The organism is Methanomicrobia archaeon, assembly GCA_016930255.1.
GTDB lineage: Archaea > Halobacteriota > Syntropharchaeia > Alkanophagales > Methanospirareceae > JACGMN01.
Genome location: JAFGHB010000054.1, coordinates 1 through 17,267, shown reverse-complemented (window position 1 = coordinate 17,267; position 17,267 = coordinate 1). Strand labels below are relative to the sequence as shown.

General features: G+C 49.4%; 14 protein-coding genes. 9 read left to right on the top strand and 5 right to left on the bottom strand.

What is annotated here, in order from left to right; genetic code table 11:
* Positions 1–479: 479 nt before the first annotated feature.
* The 3 genes from JW878_07955 to JW878_07945 all read left to right on the top strand — a co-directional run bounded on the left by JW878_07955 (position 480) and on the right by JW878_07945 (position 3,516).
* Positions 480–1,655 (top strand): transposase, encoded by a 1,176-nt coding sequence (locus tag JW878_07955; GenBank protein MBN1762989.1) that lies wholly within the window; start codon positions 480–482, stop codon positions 1,653–1,655.
* A gap of 296 nt (positions 1,656–1,951) precedes the next feature.
* Positions 1,952–2,440, top strand: coding sequence for a hypothetical protein (locus JW878_07950; GenBank protein ID MBN1762988.1), 489 nt, complete (start codon positions 1,952–1,954; stop codon positions 2,438–2,440).
* Positions 2,437–3,516, top strand: coding sequence for a hypothetical protein (locus JW878_07945; GenBank protein MBN1762987.1), 1,080 nt, complete (start codon positions 2,437–2,439; stop codon positions 3,514–3,516). The genes JW878_07950 and JW878_07945 overlap by 4 nt, the downstream gene beginning before the upstream one ends.
* 279 nt (positions 3,517–3,795) lie before the next feature.
* On the opposite strand, the gene JW878_07940 is transcribed toward JW878_07945, so the two are convergent.
* Complete coding sequence (locus JW878_07940) at positions 3,796–4,350, bottom strand: hypothetical protein (protein MBN1762986.1); 555 nt, start codon at positions 4,348–4,350, stop codon at positions 3,796–3,798.
* Complete coding sequence (locus JW878_07935) at positions 4,323–5,141, bottom strand: hypothetical protein (GenBank protein MBN1762985.1); 819 nt, start codon at positions 5,139–5,141, stop codon at positions 4,323–4,325. The genes JW878_07940 and JW878_07935 overlap by 28 nt, the downstream gene beginning before the upstream one ends.
* Positions 5,142–5,359: 218 nt before the next feature.
* Here JW878_07935 and JW878_07930 point away from each other — a divergent pair, with 218 nt between their 5' ends.
* The 4 genes from JW878_07930 (at position 5,360) to JW878_07915 (ending at position 9,980) form a co-directional block, all read left to right on the top strand.
* Complete coding sequence (locus JW878_07930; protein MBN1762984.1) at positions 5,360–8,806, top strand: DUF11 domain-containing protein; 3,447 nt, start codon at positions 5,360–5,362, stop codon at positions 8,804–8,806.
* A gap of 275 nt (positions 8,807–9,081) precedes the next feature.
* On the top strand, positions 9,082–9,234 hold the full coding sequence (locus JW878_07925) for a hypothetical protein (GenBank protein ID MBN1762983.1): 153 nt from the start codon (positions 9,082–9,084) through the stop codon (positions 9,232–9,234).
* 154 nt (positions 9,235–9,388) lie between these two features.
* A complete protein-coding gene (locus JW878_07920) occupies positions 9,389–9,589 on the top strand; it encodes a hypothetical protein (GenBank protein MBN1762982.1) in 201 nt (66 codons plus the stop codon).
* A complete protein-coding gene (locus tag JW878_07915) occupies positions 9,573–9,980 on the top strand; it encodes a PaREP1/PaREP8 domain-containing protein (protein MBN1762981.1) in 408 nt (135 codons plus the stop codon). Before JW878_07920 ends, JW878_07915 begins: the two co-directional genes overlap by 17 nt.
* Positions 9,981–10,083: 103 nt before the next feature.
* Here the strand turns inward: JW878_07915 and JW878_07910 are convergent, their stop codons facing one another.
* Together JW878_07910 and JW878_07905 are read right to left on the bottom strand one after the other, a co-directional pair.
* A complete protein-coding gene (locus JW878_07910; protein MBN1762980.1) occupies positions 10,084–12,015 on the bottom strand; it encodes an AAA family ATPase in 1,932 nt (643 codons plus the stop codon).
* Positions 12,016–12,433: 418 nt separating this feature from the next.
* Positions 12,434–13,093: a hypothetical protein gene (locus JW878_07905; GenBank protein ID MBN1762979.1), complete on the bottom strand. Its 660-nt coding sequence runs from the start codon at positions 13,091–13,093 to the stop codon at positions 12,434–12,436.
* Positions 13,094–13,415: 322 nt separating this feature from the next.
* On the opposite strand from JW878_07905, the gene JW878_07900 reads away from it, so the two are divergent.
* Both JW878_07900 and truD read left to right on the top strand, forming a co-directional pair.
* Entirely contained in the window at positions 13,416–14,108 is a 693-nt protein-coding gene (locus tag JW878_07900) for a hypothetical protein (protein MBN1762978.1), read from the top strand.
* 94 nt (positions 14,109–14,202) lie between these two features.
* The gene (truD, locus tag JW878_07895; GenBank protein ID MBN1762977.1) at positions 14,203–15,528 is read left to right on the top strand and encodes a tRNA pseudouridine(13) synthase TruD; all 1,326 of its coding nucleotides are present in this window, start codon (positions 14,203–14,205) and stop codon (positions 15,526–15,528) included.
* A 56-nt stretch (positions 15,529–15,584) separates the two neighbouring features.
* Here the strand turns inward: truD and JW878_07890 are convergent, their stop codons facing one another.
* Entirely contained in the window at positions 15,585–17,039 is a 1,455-nt protein-coding gene (locus JW878_07890; protein MBN1762976.1) for a hypothetical protein, read from the bottom strand.
* Between the last annotated feature and the right edge of the window lie 228 nt (positions 17,040–17,267).

Sequence of the window (17,267 nt, the reverse complement as noted above, 5' to 3'; positions counted from 1 at the left end):
TAATCCTCCTTTACAGAAAAAGAAAGAAAAGAGGACTCATAAAAACGAATACATCGATGTGTAACCTTTTTTGGTTTACTTAACACTTCTCGATCACTGCAGAAAAAATACACTGTTAACGCGATAGTGAACACAGGATAAGAAGGATGTCTTTATGTTTGGCAATTGCTCACTATTTAAGCATTAAGTTTTCATAACCACGAGATAAGTATACAGTTGCTGTTGCCTAATAATAGAGTTTAAGAATAGAAATACTTCCAACGGTTAATTATATCAGGTGGCCGATTTTTTTTGATATTAAGCGCCGAGGAGGGGCGCTCTAGAAGTACCCAATAACAGTACTTCCGAACAGCCCCACTTCCGAAAGGAATTTATAAGTTCAAGAACCACTCCAAAGCAAGGAGTCTTGGAAATGAATCGTTATCTCCGGAATTGGGGTGAATTGGGGATTCGCGAGGGCACTACCGATTTTTTGGGGGATGCTCTCAGAGCTACTACGCTGGAATGGCGGTATCATTGCGGTGCCGAACGGCGCGAAGTACAACCTGCAAGAGACGCTCAACGTGTTGGCGTACGCGGCTACTTCGACGAATAACTCGCCCGAAGCGGCGGCAAATGAGCTGCGGCGGACGAACCCTGAGGCTTCTGTTCCTTCCGCCGATACGGTACTCGGCTATATCAAAAGTGCGAACAGCGTCGAGGGGATTCTTTCATACTTCAGAGCGCTTAATTCCCGCTTTCTGCCGCTGCTGAAGATTCCGGACACGCCGCAGGACTTTGCCATCGACTTCCACAACGAGAGCTACTGTGGTGAGAAGAACGCAGAAGGCGTGCGAGGGATCCAACCGAAGAACGGCACGTCCTGGGGGTATGTATATTTCACCCTCGACTGGCTCGGCAGCCCGGCTCATACCCTGGACATCGTGAACGTCACGGGGCTGAACAAGGATTACGCTGCGCTCGTGAGGGGTGTTATACTGCGGCTACAGGCGCTGAAACTCCGCAGTGGAACGATCTTCGCAGATCGCGAGTTCTTCAATCTCGCGGTGATTTCCACGTGCTCAGAACTCGGCGTTGAGTTCATCATGGCTGCTGAGGCGGATAAGCGGATAAATAAGCTCCTGAAGCGGCATAAAGAAGAGCAGGGGTTTGAAGCAGCGGTATTCAAGTACCGCTTCCTAGATGAGCGGAGTCCGGACTTTTATCTCGTTGCGATACCCAATCGCGAGTACGATCCGCGGAAGCGCGCGGGGCCGAAGAACAAGGAGTTTCTGCTCTTCGCTACCAGCATCGCATTCGATTCGCCGGAAGAGTTCGTAAAACGGGTCCCCCAGAGCTACCGAGCACGATGGAAGATCGAGACCGGCTACCGGGTGAAGAAGGAGTTCAAGATACGAACGTGCACACGATCGTACGCCGCACGAGTGCTCTTCTTCGTCGTTCAATGCATCATGCACAATTTCCTGAATCTCTTGAAGCGGGTTCTGCGTATTACCGCGCGTCAACTGAAGACGCGGATCATAGAAGACCTCGAGCGCTACCTTAGGCGTGGCGGATTTCGCAGACAGCTCTCGTTACGGGCACTTTACGAGAAGATAACGCGCTATGATCAGCAGCGAGCGCTGGAGCTCTGGGCTCGGTTAGCCGGAACGTAAGTTTTCCCGCCTGAAGCACGACCCGCGCTGGTGAGGTGGCTTCTTCAGGATGAGCGTAAGCTCTCGTGGTTTTTGCCGGTTTTCGCGGTTCTCGCTCGGTAAGAACTCCTTTTACGCACGGTTACTGCGCGCTTGAACGCGGCAATCTCGCCTTCGTGATCTCCAACCCTCTGCCATTGAGCTCAAAGCAGTGCAGCTCAGGCATTTCAGTCACGGATTCAGTACGAGGAAGTGCACCCGGCTTTCGGAACTCACCCATTTCGGAAGTACTGAATAAACGGGAGGTGATCGAAAAAATGAAGAAATTAGTACCAACACTACTAGTCGCAACGATCGTCCTTTCCTCTTGTGCGGCACTGTGCACCCCTGCAAGTGCGGCCACCGAAGCAGAGATAGAGCAAGCGATAGACGATGGTTTAGCATGGCTGGCTGATGCGCAACAAGAGAATGGAAGCTGGAACGGCAGCTCCTGGCAAATAGAAGAGTATGATATAGGAGCTACAGGATTAGCACTGCTGAAATTCATAGAATATGCTAAGGAACACGATGTGAATCCAACCGATCCTGAGTATACCTACAGTGACAACGTGAATAAAGGTCTCGAGTTTCTGGATAGCCATCTAATGACTGAACCAGTTCCCGTAGGGGGATATGATGGAAATTCAAATGGGAATATGACATATCTTGATGGTTTCCACAGGACTTACGTAACCGGCATAGCCACAATGGCATATGCCGCAAATCCCAATATCCCAATACACCGCCGGATCTGGTACAGGACTTGACCGACTGGCTGATCAATGCACAGTGTACTAATAATACGCAGCTACAGTACGGAGTATGGAACTACCAGGGTTTCACGTGCTGGGGTGATAACAGTAACACGGGATATGCAACGTTGGGTATTGGCTATGCATTGAATGCCGGTGCGACCATTCCGGCCACTACGACGACAGCTCTGAGTTCTTATGTTGACTATATCCAAAACGATCCGGGAGTGGCTGATGACGGATTTGAAGATGACCCAGATGGCGGTTCAGGATATGATGCTCCTAACTCGTGGGTAAATAGCTTAAAGACCGGCAATCTCATCTACGAAGCCGTGCTATCAGGCGATGCCGTTGATTCATCAAGGATACTCAACGCGACAGATTACATAGACAGGCATTGGAATGACGATATTGAAGGGTGGAAAGGAAATCTATCCGCACCAATTCCCTACAACACACAATATCAAGCCACCTACACCATTATGAAAGGCTTCGAAGCTATTGGTCTGGAAGATCTTAACGGTAAAGACTGGTTCGATGAAATCTCCACGGCGATAGTAAATAACCAATTGCCTGCTGGGAACTGGACAAACGGCCCTAACTATGTTGGACAGGAGGGGTGGGCTTACATAGCAACTGATGAGCTGTGCACTGCGTGGGCACTACTAACCTTGGAAAAAATCACTCCACTAGAGCCGATGACACCGGGCAAGGTAACGGGCGGCGGGCAAATCGAAGCACCAGAACAGACGGGCAATAAAAAGAAGGTTGATACGGCCAGCTTCGGCTTCAACGTGATGTACGAGGAAGGCGATCCTGCACCGAAGGGCGAGCTTGAATACCTTGATCATGCTACTGGCATGAACGTGCATGCCTTTGAGATGACCAAGTTAGTCGTATCTGCGGATAAGACACAGGCGTGGTTCGAAGGGACTTGCACCATTAACGGTGCCAACGGAACCTTTAAGGCGTACGTTGAGGATAACAACGAGCCCGGTAAGAACGATAAGTTCGCGATAACTTTGAGCACGGGCTATACAGCAGGCGGAGAATTGCTCAGCGGCAACATCCAGATACATAAGAAACCCTAATTAATCTGCAAGAAGTTGCGTAAAAAATGAAAAAAAATATATGGGGGTGGATGGGTTCACCGTCCACCAAATATTTTTACAAAACCTTGCTCCCACTAAGGGATAAGGATATACTTCTCTCATCCGAACAGGTGTGAAGCCAGTTTTACGTTTGAAGAATCGCTGAAAAGCTGCGATTAATCGGATAGCAAAAGAGGGAGGGGGTTAGAATCAACGACCCCCCCGGATCTAAAAAGCTTTTTCTGCTCCATAACTGAGGACTATCCGCTCCAAACAGCATTATGCAGAAAGGATCAAATCCAGCAGTGTTTTCTTATCCACTTCCGCTCGCGTCCGCCAGCCGATATAAACCAGTTTATCATCTTCACCCAGGTAACCCTGCTTGATGAACCGGTCGAGCACGAAGAATATCCGCTGCTTGGGGAATTTATCGCTGAGAAAGTCCTCAACTGCTTTTCGCGGCACTTTGCCCTGTTTCGAGATGATGTACGCCAACGTAGCGGCGAGCATGGCAACGTTGTCTATCCGTTCGCCGGATGCCTTCTCGATTACCGGGCTTTTGAGCACCACCATAAACCGGTCACGCTCTGCTCTCTGCTCTTCTTTTTCCGCTATGCCTCCTTCTCCTGCCTCGCTTATGCGCCTCACTTCCAGGCCGAGGTTGTCGAGTGCGGAATTCAAGACCTCTATTACGTCTATATAATCCTCCCCCAGGGCCCGTTTCAGCTCCCAGCCCTTAACGCCCGGGACGCGGTGCCGTCTGAAGAGCAGCAACTGGGCTGCTTTCTTCACCTTCCGTTCGGCCCTCACCTCTGCTTCCTCTTCTCTCTCCATTCTAACCAGTCCTCATAGCTTATCGAAACGGGAATAGACCTGCTGGGAGCGGCGCGAGCTGCCTGCACATTGCGATGGGTCTCACGCGGTGAAATAAGCACCTCGTCTTCCAGGGGATTTATATCGAGTTCCGCATTCCCCTCGCTCACCAGATAACTCGTCAGATACGCCCGCTCTATACTCTCCTCGAAGGAATCGCTATAAATAAAATCGTGATAGTCGATTCTGCCGCGTTCTTCAAGCTCGCTGAGCACGGCTTGCAGCGCGTCGTCAAACTCCGACCGGGACAGAATATTCAGGGTAATGAGATCCTCGAAGTTGAATGCCGATTCGAGCTCGGCGGGAAGTGGGAATTCTTCAGTTCGCTCGTTCAACGGCACGAGCGCATTCCAGTAAGCCAGCCCCTCCTTCAGCCGCTCTGGCGTCATTCGATCCAGCGCGATAACGGGCTGCCATGCGTTAAAGAACGCCGTTGCTAATTGCGGTGGGTCCAGCAGTCTGAGTTTGAGCTCTAGTAACTCGGGATCGATATAGAACGAAGTAGAGCGGTCTTTTATCCACTGGCCCTGCAGTTCGATGATCTTCGCCAGTTCCGCGATCGCCTCCGCATCTAAAAGCAAGTCATCCAGTGTTTTCCATTTTGCATTATACCGTTTCAGCGTTTCCAGGAACTGCTTGACGTCCAGATCAAACGGGTCCGTGCCCTCCGTCTGGATCGTCTTGCAGAAGTTGAGCAGCCGGAAGAGCTCGTCGAATTTCACTTGCTTACCCGGCATCCTGTGCTTCTCCATCGTTCCGTAACGTCCACCTCGCTTGCTATCTATACGTTACTTCAAACCCATCGTTTAATAAATCTTCAATCGAGCCGTGCCACCGCCCCGTCCCGAGACAAAACCAGAGATCCTTTAGCAGACTGGAGTGGTATGCAAAACCATACGATTTACATCAGATTTATGTTCTAATAAACGATCCGTAAGCTTTAAATGGCAATAAAACCAAAAATTTGACGATGAACATGATAAGAGTTCATGGTAAGAAGAGAGGAGAAGAAGGAGGCATTCACAGTCATAAGAAGAAGGCCGAGGCGATTGTGATGGGGGGTGCGGTTCTTGCCCTGCTCGTGGTGTTTTTTGGTATGGCGCTGCAGCCAGCAGCGGCGCAAACGTGGCCTACCGAATGGATATTGATTGGTGGTGATAGAAACGAGAATGGCCCGCAAGATAATTTCCGGGATGTCGAATATGCGTACTACAATTTCGATGATGAGTATCTCTATCTTCGTATGTGCACGTATGGTACAGCGGCATTCAAATCCGGAGGTCTGGATGGCAGATTCAAGTGGTTCATCGATTTGGATAACAACATGTATAAAACCGGTGGCATAGGCGGAGGGCATGTTGTGGAAGGAGAATATCTTCTCTTCGTCGAGGATGCAAATCCTGAAGACGGCATTGGTGAAGTCTACCTGTTATACGATATCGACGGCGATGGCTCGTTCGATGACGATTGGGGTCAGCCGGTTGGTGGTACTTACGTAACCCAAAATATTACCAACCTCAGCATCGCCGGCTACCGTATCTCGGGCAAGTGTGTCGATTTGTATGTGCGCTTTGTCAACATAAACATATCAGCTCCATCTCGAATTTCTCTTATCTGGGTAACGGATCAGGAGAATCCGAACCTCGATCAAGCACCAACGACCGATTTTCCCGATAGTGGACTCCGATTGGGGCCCTTCTGCGTGCAATGTCGGCCTAATTTGATTATAACGAAGTATGACTTCCCCGACCCTGTTAAAGCGGGGGAGAATCTTACCTATACCATTATTTACGAGAATACCGGCAACCTGAACGCCACGAATGTGACCATAACGGAGACTTACGATGCCAATGTGACCTTTGTAACCACAGATCCCTCACCGGATCCCGGTACCAACGACACCTGGACGATAGCCAACCTTCCCGTTGGTGTTATACAATACATTAACATCACGGTCCGGGTGAATGATACGGTCCCCAATGGCACCATCCTGACTAATTACGTGAATATCACCTCTGAGGAGGGTGTTGCAAATAACCATACGGTGGATACTGTAGTGGTGGGCGAGCCCGTCTTGGAAATCGCCAAGTCCGCGTTCCCCGACCCGGTTGAGCCCGGCGAGACGCTGACCTATACTATCTTCTTCGAAAATCTCGGCGATGTCACTGCGGTGAATACAAACCTGACCGATATTCTTCCTCAGCGGGTTACCTATATTTCGGCATCGCTTGAGCCGAATCAAACATTCGATGACAATCACACGCTCGTCTGGAATATCGGCGATCTGCCACCCAATGAGCTTCGTACTATCACGATCACGGTCTCCGTGAATTCTCCGCTTCCCTGCGGGTGTCCCCTTGTGAACTTTGTCAATCTTACCGCGGACGGGTTAGATGAAGTGAATCACACTGAGGAGACCACGGTTGTCTCAGCGCCGGTGCTGGACATCTCTAAATTTGATGATCCTGAGCCCGTCGAAGCAGGTGGAGTGCTTATATATACGATTTATATCAATAATACCGGCACGGCGAATGCGACCAATGTTACGGTTACCGAAATCTACGATGCCAATGTCGTCTTCTTCGCTGCCACGCCATTGCCGGATTCGGGAAACAATATATGGAACTTCTCGACTATCAATGCCAGCGAAACTAAAACAATCACTATTACCGTCAATGTCACCGCACCACTTCCGAACGGCACGCTGGTGCTGAATTACGCAAATGTAACCAGCGATCAGAACGTGACGAATCAGATCGTCATTTCGACAACGGTCAAATCCGCACCCGTCTTGCTCGTCGAGAAGGCGGACTGGCCGGATCCCGTTGCGGCGGGCACGAATCTGACGTATGTCATAACCTATGAGAATACAGGTAACATGAACGCGACGAACGTTACCATAACGGAGGTATACGATATCAATGTCACCTTTATCAATGCAACGCCTGCACCTTACCTTGACAATGACACTTGGTTCTTTGCCAATCTGCCACCGGATGGTAAGCACTATATCTACATCACTGTTGGGGTGAATGAGTCGGTCACCAACGGCACTCTGCTTTTGAATTACGTGAATATCACCTCTGAGGAGGGTGTTGAAGGGAATGATACGGAGGTGACCGAGATAGGAGAACACGAGCTAGTGCTTTGTAAGCAGGATTATCCCGATCCCGTTGAAGCAGGGAACAATCTCACCTATACCGTTTGCTATGCTAATTTCGGGACTCTCAACGCGACCAACACGACCATAACCGACGTGCTCCCACAGGGGGTCACCTTCGTTTCCGCTTCGTTCGAGCCCAATGAAACGGCAGATGATAATCACACGTTAGTGTGGCATGTCGGCGATCTGCCACCCAATGAGCGCCATAATATTACCATCAACGTGAGTGTGAATATTCCGCATCCCGGCGGCATCGTCTCTAACTATGTCAATATCACTGCAGATGGAAAGCCGGAAGGGAATGATACCGAAGAGACACGGGTTATCTCAGAGCCCGTGCTGGAATTCGTCAAACGTGATAGCCCCGATCCGGTACGCACCGGGAACCTGCTCACCTATACCATATACGTGAATAACACCGGCACGGCGAATGCGACCAATGTGACGGTTACGGACCTCTTTTGTGATCCCAACCTATCGTTTGTTACTGCCACGCCTATGCCCGACGATGCCGCGAACACTACATGGACGAACGTGAGCATCGCACCGGGAGAGAGCTGGCAGATAACCATAACCGTGGCAGTTAACGGCTCACTCGCCAACGGCGATATCGTCTATAACTGTGTAAACATGACCAGTGACCAGACCGTGATACCGGAACTCTGGCAGGATACGCGAGTAGTCGCACCGGAGATCTTCGATCCGAAGATCGCCGTTGATCAAAATGGGCCGCCGTTAGAGCCGGGAGATGCTATCTGTTACACCGCGTGGATCAACAACACGGGAGATGCGGACTCAACCGACAATCCAGGTAACGAGTTTGTGGATCTCATCCCGGAGAATACTGTTTATAAGCCGGGTTCGTTGCAGATAAACGATGTGAATGAGTCAGATGATATCAGTGATGGTGTGGGCTATGACGCCGCTAATACGACGATTATCTGGAACGGCAACATTACTGCTGGAGGCACAATCAAAATCAGGTTTTGCGTTATTGTTGATCCTGATGTGCCCGTGGGAACGACAGTCATTTCGAATCAAGGAACGGTGTATTACGATAGCAATGGCGATGGAACAAATGACGCACAAAAACCGACGGATGATCCTGTCACCGCACCATCTCCAGATCCCACCGAGCTGCAATTATCGATATCCGCACCCGTTCCAATTATGACGCCGATAGGGATGGTAGCGCTTGTAGGATTGCTTTCCGCGGTTGCAGTATTACGTCTAAGAGTGCGGAAGAGGAGATAATTTTTTCTGTCTCCTCATTTCCTTTTTTGGTGGTTAGCAGCAGAATCTCGATTTTAAAAGAGGCACAGTATTCTTTACGTTAAAAACCGAGCTGAAGTAGCGTTCTATTCCGTCGTGCGCAGCTCTGTGTGACGCCAATTGCTTTTTCGTCCTTTGCTACCGGTTATACGACCATCTCCAGTGGAAATGTACCCAAAAGGCTTATATGGCCATTACGCTTGTATGAGGAGAATACGGGATCTCACTTGAAGATCGTGAGGTCTTTCAGTTTAAAAATGATGCGAATAAATAAACGAACGGAAAAAGAGGACGCGGCACTAAAAATACCCTATCGCGCGTTAACCTTAAAGGAAGCACTGTACCTGCTTACCAATCATTGTGACGGCTATTTCGATGCCGGGATGGAATCGGTGGTTTTAACAGGGTAGACGGGTTAAGGGGTGATTGAAAGATGCTAGAGGTATCCTCTGGAAGTGAAGATATTCTATCTCCACTGAACTGTGTAAATTTTTGAGGGATACTTTATCGACAACAGAGCGCAAAATTTAATATACGGCACAACAAATGTTAAGTGGTGGGAAGATGGATACCGAAGAAGCTATTGATCGAGGTATAAAATTTTTGGAAAAAACAGGCTATTACACCTATAAATTGGAAAGTATTAAATTAGAAGGGGATATTTGGATTGTGAGATTTAATGTTGGTTTTCTTGAGGATGCCCGAGTGGAATTAAAGATTGATGATGATACCGGAAGAGTAATTTCATATGATCAGCCAAGGTAATGTCGAGCAATACTGGATAAAAAGTGAAAAATATTACAATAACGCTTTAAAACATGCTGCTCATGGAGAGTTCACAAAAGCCTCTGAGCTCCTTTGGGGTGCAGTCACTCAATCGCTAAGAGCGTTGGCAACAATGCGTGGGATTTATATAAGAAGTCATAAGGGATACTCCTCTTTAACTTTTTTGCTATCACAAGAACTAAAAGATAGAGAATTTCATAAAACATTTAAATTTCTAGAGGATCTTCATGAAAACTTTTACGAGGAAAAAATAGATCCAAAAGAATTTCCAATCTATCGCGAAGCAGCAGAAGATTTCCTAAAAAAGACGAAAGAGATAGCCAAAAGGATTGAGAAAAAAAACGATCTCAAAATGTGTGGTAAAATGTAACTTTTTATAGCATAGATGAGAGATCATTTTACCCAACTCAATAATTCATTTTCGTTAAGTTTGTAGTTAGTAACAGTACACTAAATCTTAAAAACAAAGCACTCTATGCCACTTCCCGTACACTCGACTTCCCGTATGCCTTCTGCACCACGATGATGTGCACGTCGGGATCGGCAACGGTGATCTGACTGGGAGTAATCAGCAGGCATTCAGAACCCTTCATCGACGAGATCATCATCTTGTAAATCTCCTCGCGATTTCGCGGATCCATGTGCAGATCGAACTCGTCGACCGCGCGGAAGGGTGACTTCAGCAGTTGCTGGATTGACAGGAGGAACGCCATGATCGATGCAGATCGCTCGCCGCCGCTCTGCGTGTAGTAATCGAACAGAACCGGCTGCGAGCCCCTGAATCCAACGTGCAGCTCCAGCCCGGCATTCGCGATATCGCCGTCTTCGACGTTCACCAGTCGTGCCAGGCCCGTAGCGCCGATATCAGCTAGATTGCGCTGGAACGAGCTGTTCGCAGACTCCAGGAGGTCAGTGATCGCCTTCTTCCAGGTCTTCTTCCGCTCTTCGAGCTCCTTCAGACCTTCGCGTTTGTTCGCCGTGACGATCTCCGATTTCTTCTTCAAGTCTTCGAAGACCTTCGAGTAGTTCGAGTAGATTTCCTCGGTCTCTTCCGGTATCTCACCTAAGGCCTCGATCTTCGCGCTTACCAGCCCGATCTCAGTCTCTATCTCGCTCTGTTTCCGGTCGGTCTCGATTCGCTCGCCTGCTCGGTTCTGCGCGGGTTGTAATTCTTCTAATTTCTGGTTCGCGCGCTCCATTTCCGTCTCGATCGTTTTTATATCCGCTTCGAGCAGATCGCGTTTGAACGTCAGAACTTCGTCCTTTACGCGGTAGGTGATGTAACCATCCATCGTGGGCTCCAGGCTGCGTTCAAAAGCGCCAAGTTCGCTTTGCACACGGTTTATAGTCTCGTTCAAGTCCGTTAGCCTTGTTTCTGCGTCCTTTAGCTGCCCGTTTAGTCGCGCCACCTCGTCGTGCTTCCCCAGCTCGTCAAAAATTTGCTTGGTCGCTCGCAGATGTTCCGCCAAACTTTCAACTTTCGTGTGCTCCTTCTCGAGATGCAGGAGCTCGTAAAAGGATTCGCGTGAGTTGATATGCCACGAGTCAAGCTGCTCTCGCCCGGATTTGATCTTTTCTTTCGTCGCCTCCTGCTCTGCCCGGTTAGATTCGAGCGCATGTTCCTTCACGTGAAGCTGCTCTTCAAGCGCATGTAACGCGTGCTCCTGTTTGATTACTCGTGCCCAGATCGCCTCGCGTTTCAGCCAGCTTCGGCGTGCCTCCAGCTCCTCACGCTGCAGGTACTTCTCGTGCATCTCCTTCCAGTAGCCCAGACTCTCTTCTGCGCGGCCAAGCAATTCGGAAATCGACTCGTCCTCGCTGATGATCGATTCGAGCCGGTTCCGCGCTTCGAGCACCTTCTCGCGATACGCGCTGAAGCCGACCGCCTCCTCGAGGAGCTTCAGCTTCTCCTGTGGCGACGTCAAGCTGAATTGCTCCATCGTGTTCTGATGCATGATGATGAGCATATTATTGGGATCGATGCCGAACCCCCGGAAGAGCCGCGTGACTTCCTCGTAGCTTATCTGCCGGTAATCCGCTTCCCACCAGTAATGCCCGTCCTTCCGGAGGTAGCGAGAGAGCATGAAGGTATCGGCATCGGAGAAGCTGATTGGTCGTCTCCCGTTCTTATCCGCGTTATCGAAGACCAGCGTAATCCGCGCGATCTCGTTTCCGCGCCGTATCAAATCCCGCAGCCGTTTGCCTCGCTCGGTATAGATCAAGCCCAGCGCCACGGAGATGGAGAGTAGGATCGAGGATTTACCCGCGCCGTTCGGGCCGGAGATCAGATTGAGGCAGGGCTTCAGCGGTATGCGCGCGTACTCGTAGGACATGAAATTCTCCAGGATTATCTCCTTCAGCCAGATGCCTGGTGCTTCTGGTTCTTTGGTCGTTATCGCTGGCATTTTTCCGTCTCTCAATGGCTATTCTCAGTATAGTCTGGGAGGTTAAAAGGTTGGGAATCAGGAACACAGAATCTTCTTTGTGATTGACTTATTGTGCAGGGGCATTTGTGAATGTGGGGTGCTTATTTGACTTCTCCAGCTCTTTGCAATCAACCGCTCCGGTGGCTTTTTACGGGTTTTACACTTCTGACGGCGGAGTTTTCCGACAAAACATGATGAGCATGCAGACATCACCGGATGTTTGGTATCAGAAAAAACTCTCGCGGTCTTTTAGCCTTGATGCCTCGTCCTATGTAGGATGGGTGTTGTACAGAAATCCCTGCTGTTTAAGAAGCCCGAATGGTTTTGATCGAACGTAGCAAGCCTTAAACAGCATGTTAAACGCCTTTGTTGGCATGATTTATAAGAACCGCCCCTTTTATGTAACCTCTTCAATAGAAAATCCTTCATTTAACATTCTCGATTCATCCTCAAACCACTTCCCACTTATAGACATCAGAAATTTCTTTGATATAGTCTTAGCATTCTCCGAGCCTATGGTAATAACAAACCTATAAACACCTGGTTCAACCAAATAAGTAAGTCTGTTCGATCTGAAATTAACATCAAAACAGAATATGGCCTCGTTTGAGTTGACTGGTAAGTTTTGGTTATGCTCTCCTGATAAACTGTCTCTGAATTTAGGATCGTGAATATGACCTAAGGTACAATGTTTAAATGTACCTGGGGAAATATAATCGCAATAAATTTTCTGACCTGTAAAACTCCACGGCAGATTATCAGGGAAAAAATCTTCTAAACTCTTAAATCCGTTACCCTCTTTTTTGGACACGTCTGAAATAATAACTTCAACATTCTTTGCAGTTATGTTTCCTGTGTTCCAAATTTGGAATAAAAAATAATAAGAATAAAAGGGGTCATTGCCGCCTTGCATAACGGTTCGATGGCAATCCGGGGGATTTAATTCGATTTTGCAGTCAAGGTGCGGGCTTAAAAAATAAGCTCGTATTTTGTCTTGAAAAACGGCAATAAAAGCCAATAATAATGTTCCAAAAGCTACAATCCATTCAGAGATCATGTGTTTTGAATAACCTCCTTGCTCTCTCCTATTACTTATTGATGTCGCTTATTTTGTTAAAAAAGGTCGAGTTGTGATATTTGTAACCTAATCCTTTTTTCCGGCCAGCAATGGACGTTTAACTTCAGCATATCTGACATCAGCGTCGTATATCCTCCCCTCTTTGGAAGATATCCAAAACGTACGTCGCATGTACCGCTCTTTAACCGAGTGCTGACCCTCAGGCCTTACAACCACCTCTTTTTAATTAGGTACGTATCCGCTGATAAAAACCTTCGCGTTACCGGTAGGTTATTAGTATCTGCTTGACCTAGTATAGACTATGGTCTTGGCAGGAAAAGTGTTTCTGGTTGAAGAGGATAGTGACTTGCAGGGGTTAGCGGCCAAGCTGAAGGGCTTCAAAGCAGAAGAGCGCGTGCAGGACGAGGATATAAGCCTGATCACCGAGATAAAGGATCTGCGCTTAGTTGGCGATTCCCTTTACGGCTCCTTCATTCAGGATCAATTGATGGATATTTACCACCGTGGCGAGCGCGTGCGCGTACCAACCACGTCAGAAGCGCCGTTCTTCTTCGTCGAGCAGCCGCAGCCTGAAAGAGAAGGCAAAAGGACGGTATTGACGGTAATGGAGAAGAAAGCGCGGGCGAACAACATCGCGAATCAGTTAAGCAAGATTCTGTTCATCACGACGGGCAAGATCGTCGAGGTCCGGATCGAGCCAGCGCGCTTTCAGCAATTTCATGAGGCTAACTTCGAGGATACCAAGGTGATCTTCTTCGACGACGTCGACTTCCCGAACATCAAAAAGCTGTCGCTCTACGGCTCCACGCTGGGCAGTACGTCCGCGTACGTCGATAACCTGAAGCACGGTAAGATCTGGTACATCGTCCTGAAATCGAGCCGGCACGGCCTGGTGGTCGGCGTCACGCGCAACGGCGTGGTCACGATCTTCAGCAAGGCGACCAAGGACGACTTCATCCAGTACGTGAAGGACGAGATTATCGATTTAATATGATCTGATCGAATTTGATTTAATCTACGCCGATTAGATTTACCTTGACGTACGTTACTTACGTACCCGCTTAGATAGAGTTGAGAAATAGAAAGAAATGGCGCTAAAAGCGAGTCCTGAGTTCGAGCACCGAATAGGAATCCGGTATTACACGACGCAGAGCGCGGGCCTCGGTGGAATGATAAAAACGATACCCGCGGACTTTGTGGTGCGGGAGGTTACCAATAGAACCGAAGGTAATGAAGGCAAGTATCTGATTGCGGAACTAACGAAGGAGAACTGGGACACACACAGCGTGGCACGCGAGATTTCCAATCGGTTGCGGGTAAGCCGGAATCGGGTCGGATTCGCCGGCACGAAGGATAAGTTCGCCGTGACCACACAGAAGATAAGCCTCTGGGATACCGACGAAACCGCGCTGGAACGCGTAAGGATCGCAGACGTCTCGCTGCGTCCGATCGGCAGATCGAACAAAGCAGTCTCCCTGGGCGACCTGTACGGAAACGAATTCACCATTGTCATTCGTAACATTGAAGGAACAAAAGCGGCGATAACGGAGAGAATCAGCGCGATTACGCACGAAATAGAAACCGCTGGCGGCATACCGAACTTCTTCGGTGTGCAGCGGTTCGGCACCAATCGACCGATAACGCACGTCGTGGGAAAACATCTGGTCGAGGGCACCGTAAAGGCCGCAGTGCTCTCGTACATCTCGGATATCTTCCCGGAAGAGAGCGAGGCGGCGAAAGAGGCGCGCGCTTTATGCGCACACGGCGACTTGAAAGCATGCCTGAAGCAGATGCCGCTCTTCTTACGGTATGAGCGGGCGATGCTGAACGAGCTCGTAAAGAGCACTGAAGCAGAACGAGGCGAAGCACAGTACCTCGCTGCCTTTTCCGTCCTGCCCAAGAACTTACAAAAGCTCTTCGTGCACGCGTACCAGGCGTATCTCTTCAATCTCGTGGTGAGTCATCGTATGCAGCACAACCTGCCGTTCAATGAGGCACTGGTCGGTGACGTGGTCTGTTTTCATAATGAGCGCGGACTTGCCGATCCTGACCGGGTGGAGCGAGTCACGGAGGACAACGTAGAGGGAATTAACCGGCTGATAAAACACGGCAGGGCGTTTGTCACGGCACCCATCTTCGGCTTCGAAACCGAGCTTGCCGAGGGTGTGGTAGGCGAAATCGAGCGGACGGTTCTTAATGACGAGAAGGTACGACTACCCCATTTTAATAGCGAGAAGCTTCCGGAACTGAGCTCGAAAGGCACTCGGAGACCCGTACTGGTTCCCGTTGCGGTGACATGCGGCGAGCTACAGGAAGATGAGCGTAATCCCGGTCGCTCGAAGGCGACGGTGCAGTTCTTTTTGCCAAAAGGGTCGTATGCGACCGTCCTTCTACGGGAATATATGAAACACTAACCGAGAAACCAAAAGAAAGAAAAAGAAAAAAAGAGAAGAGAAGAGGCCGAAAAAAATCACCTCTTCTTCCTTCGTAGTAGTGTGCTTGTTGCAACAACGCTCAGCAGTCCGATCAGTACGACGAGTCCGAGAGGTGTAACAACCGGCGCCGCGCCGACAACACTGAACTCATCGAGCGGGTCTCTGTCCTGGTTGTAGTCTCCATCCGGGTCATCGAAGATCATGAGGTAGCGACCCGGGACTGGATTGGGCCAGACCAGCTCGGGACCGATGTCCCCATTGCCGTCCGTAGTCACGTTGATCGGTCCGACAATTATCCCCCGGGTGTTAATGGCTACGCCGTCATTCAACTGCTGGAAGGGAACGATGTAGATGCTTACGTTCTCGTTTGCGTCGAAACCGCTGCCCACGGCATACACCGGTTCACCAGCGGTGTACACCTCCTTCGACAATCCGGCAGGATCGGTCGCCTCTCCGGATGGTACACAGGGCACCGTGATTGTCACCTTGTCCTTATTGCTGTAGCTCCACATCTGTTCGCACTCCCCACCCCAACCTTTCGCACGGAATGTGTTGTTGTCTACGCCGCAGCGTACCACCGTGGCACTGTAGTTGATCGTTATCGTCTCGCCAGGCTCCAGGATGAAATTAGTGAAATAATCGTCCATCTCATACTCATGGCTCACCACGAGATCTGTGGCAACCCCATAGACCTCATATGCGACCACTTCTTGGGTTCGCTCGTTCCGCATCGTCACCTGGTCTCCATAGTCTAATCCAGAAGATCCATCATCAGTCCAGTTCAGTAACGTATAGGTATCCTTGCAACAGCAGACTTCGAGCCATTCAGTCCCGTTAGGATCGGTAAGATCCATTTCGGGATCGTCCCAGTCGAGCACGGAATCGAAGTACTTCGTCTCACAGGTCGTCGCATTGTAAAGAGTGAGCGTGTAGGGCACCCGATCCACGTGGAACCAGTACTGTGAATCGCACTCACCATCATCCAATAGAACCTGGTCACAGGCGCTCACATTGCCGACGTCAAAGGTGTCGTTCCAGGCCACTATTTGCCAAGACGTACCGTCCTCCAGGCAGAACTCACTGAACTCTTCACCAATGGGCGTAGTCAGATTCCAATCAGTGTAAGGATGCAGCATTTTGGGCTTGAAGACGTAATTGCCATCGAGTGGGATTGTGTAGCCATTTATTGTTGCACCGTCCGAATAGTTCAAGCTGCAGTCCATGATGTCCCAGAACCGTATCTGCGTGAGGTTTCCCTCCTCCAGGTTTCTAATGGTGCACTTGAACTGCACGGTATCGTCCATATTTGCGGTCAGCTCCTTGGCCCACGTCTCGTTCACGGGATCGTAGACCGTCTTATTCACTGCGAGCGATAGCTTCCCCGCTACCACACCTGAGGACAGCACTGTGAGCAAGAGCAGCACTGCCAGGATCGCGACAAGCACTGCCGAAATTCTCTTCTTTTTGTAGTTCACGTTTCTTCTTTTCACCTCCTAAATTGCTTTATGAACCAATTAAAATTGCTTCGTTATGACTATCTTTGCTGATGGGATATACAAAGCTTTCGATAACTTCTTTCTTTGTAGAGTACGATTATTATTTCGTTTCATATTTTTGACGTTACTCATGCTACTTGTCCTCCTTCAGGAACAGGCCGAGAATCGCTTCTGGAGGCTATCTTCGCAGGAATGCCTCCTCCGGGGTCTCGCATTGGCGAT

Excerpts from the sequence above, each read along its gene's own strand:
- JW878_07955 (MBN1762989.1), top strand. The coding sequence starts at position 480 with ATGCTCTCAGAGCTACTACGCTGGAATGGCGGTATCATTGCGGTGCCG.
- JW878_07950 (MBN1762988.1), top strand. The coding sequence starts at position 1,952 with ATGAAGAAATTAGTACCAACACTACTAGTCGCAACGATCGTCCTTTCC.
- JW878_07940 (MBN1762986.1), bottom strand. The coding sequence starts at position 4,350 with ATGGAGAGAGAAGAGGAAGCAGAGGTGAGGGCCGAACGGAAGGTGAAG.
- JW878_07935 (MBN1762985.1), bottom strand. The coding sequence starts at position 5,141 with ATGGAGAAGCACAGGATGCCGGGTAAGCAAGTGAAATTCGACGAGCTC.
- JW878_07930 (MBN1762984.1), top strand. The coding sequence starts at position 5,360 with ATGAACATGATAAGAGTTCATGGTAAGAAGAGAGGAGAAGAAGGAGGC.
- JW878_07925 (MBN1762983.1), top strand. The coding sequence starts at position 9,082 with ATGATGCGAATAAATAAACGAACGGAAAAAGAGGACGCGGCACTAAAA.
- JW878_07920 (MBN1762982.1), top strand. The coding sequence starts at position 9,389 with ATGGATACCGAAGAAGCTATTGATCGAGGTATAAAATTTTTGGAAAAA.
- JW878_07915 (MBN1762981.1), top strand. The coding sequence starts at position 9,573 with ATGATCAGCCAAGGTAATGTCGAGCAATACTGGATAAAAAGTGAAAAA.
- JW878_07910 (MBN1762980.1), bottom strand. The coding sequence starts at position 12,015 with ATGCCAGCGATAACGACCAAAGAACCAGAAGCACCAGGCATCTGGCTG.
- JW878_07905 (MBN1762979.1), bottom strand. The coding sequence starts at position 13,093 with ATGATCTCTGAATGGATTGTAGCTTTTGGAACATTATTATTGGCTTTT.
- JW878_07900 (MBN1762978.1), top strand. The coding sequence starts at position 13,416 with ATGGTCTTGGCAGGAAAAGTGTTTCTGGTTGAAGAGGATAGTGACTTG.
- truD (MBN1762977.1), top strand. The coding sequence starts at position 14,203 with ATGGCGCTAAAAGCGAGTCCTGAGTTCGAGCACCGAATAGGAATCCGG.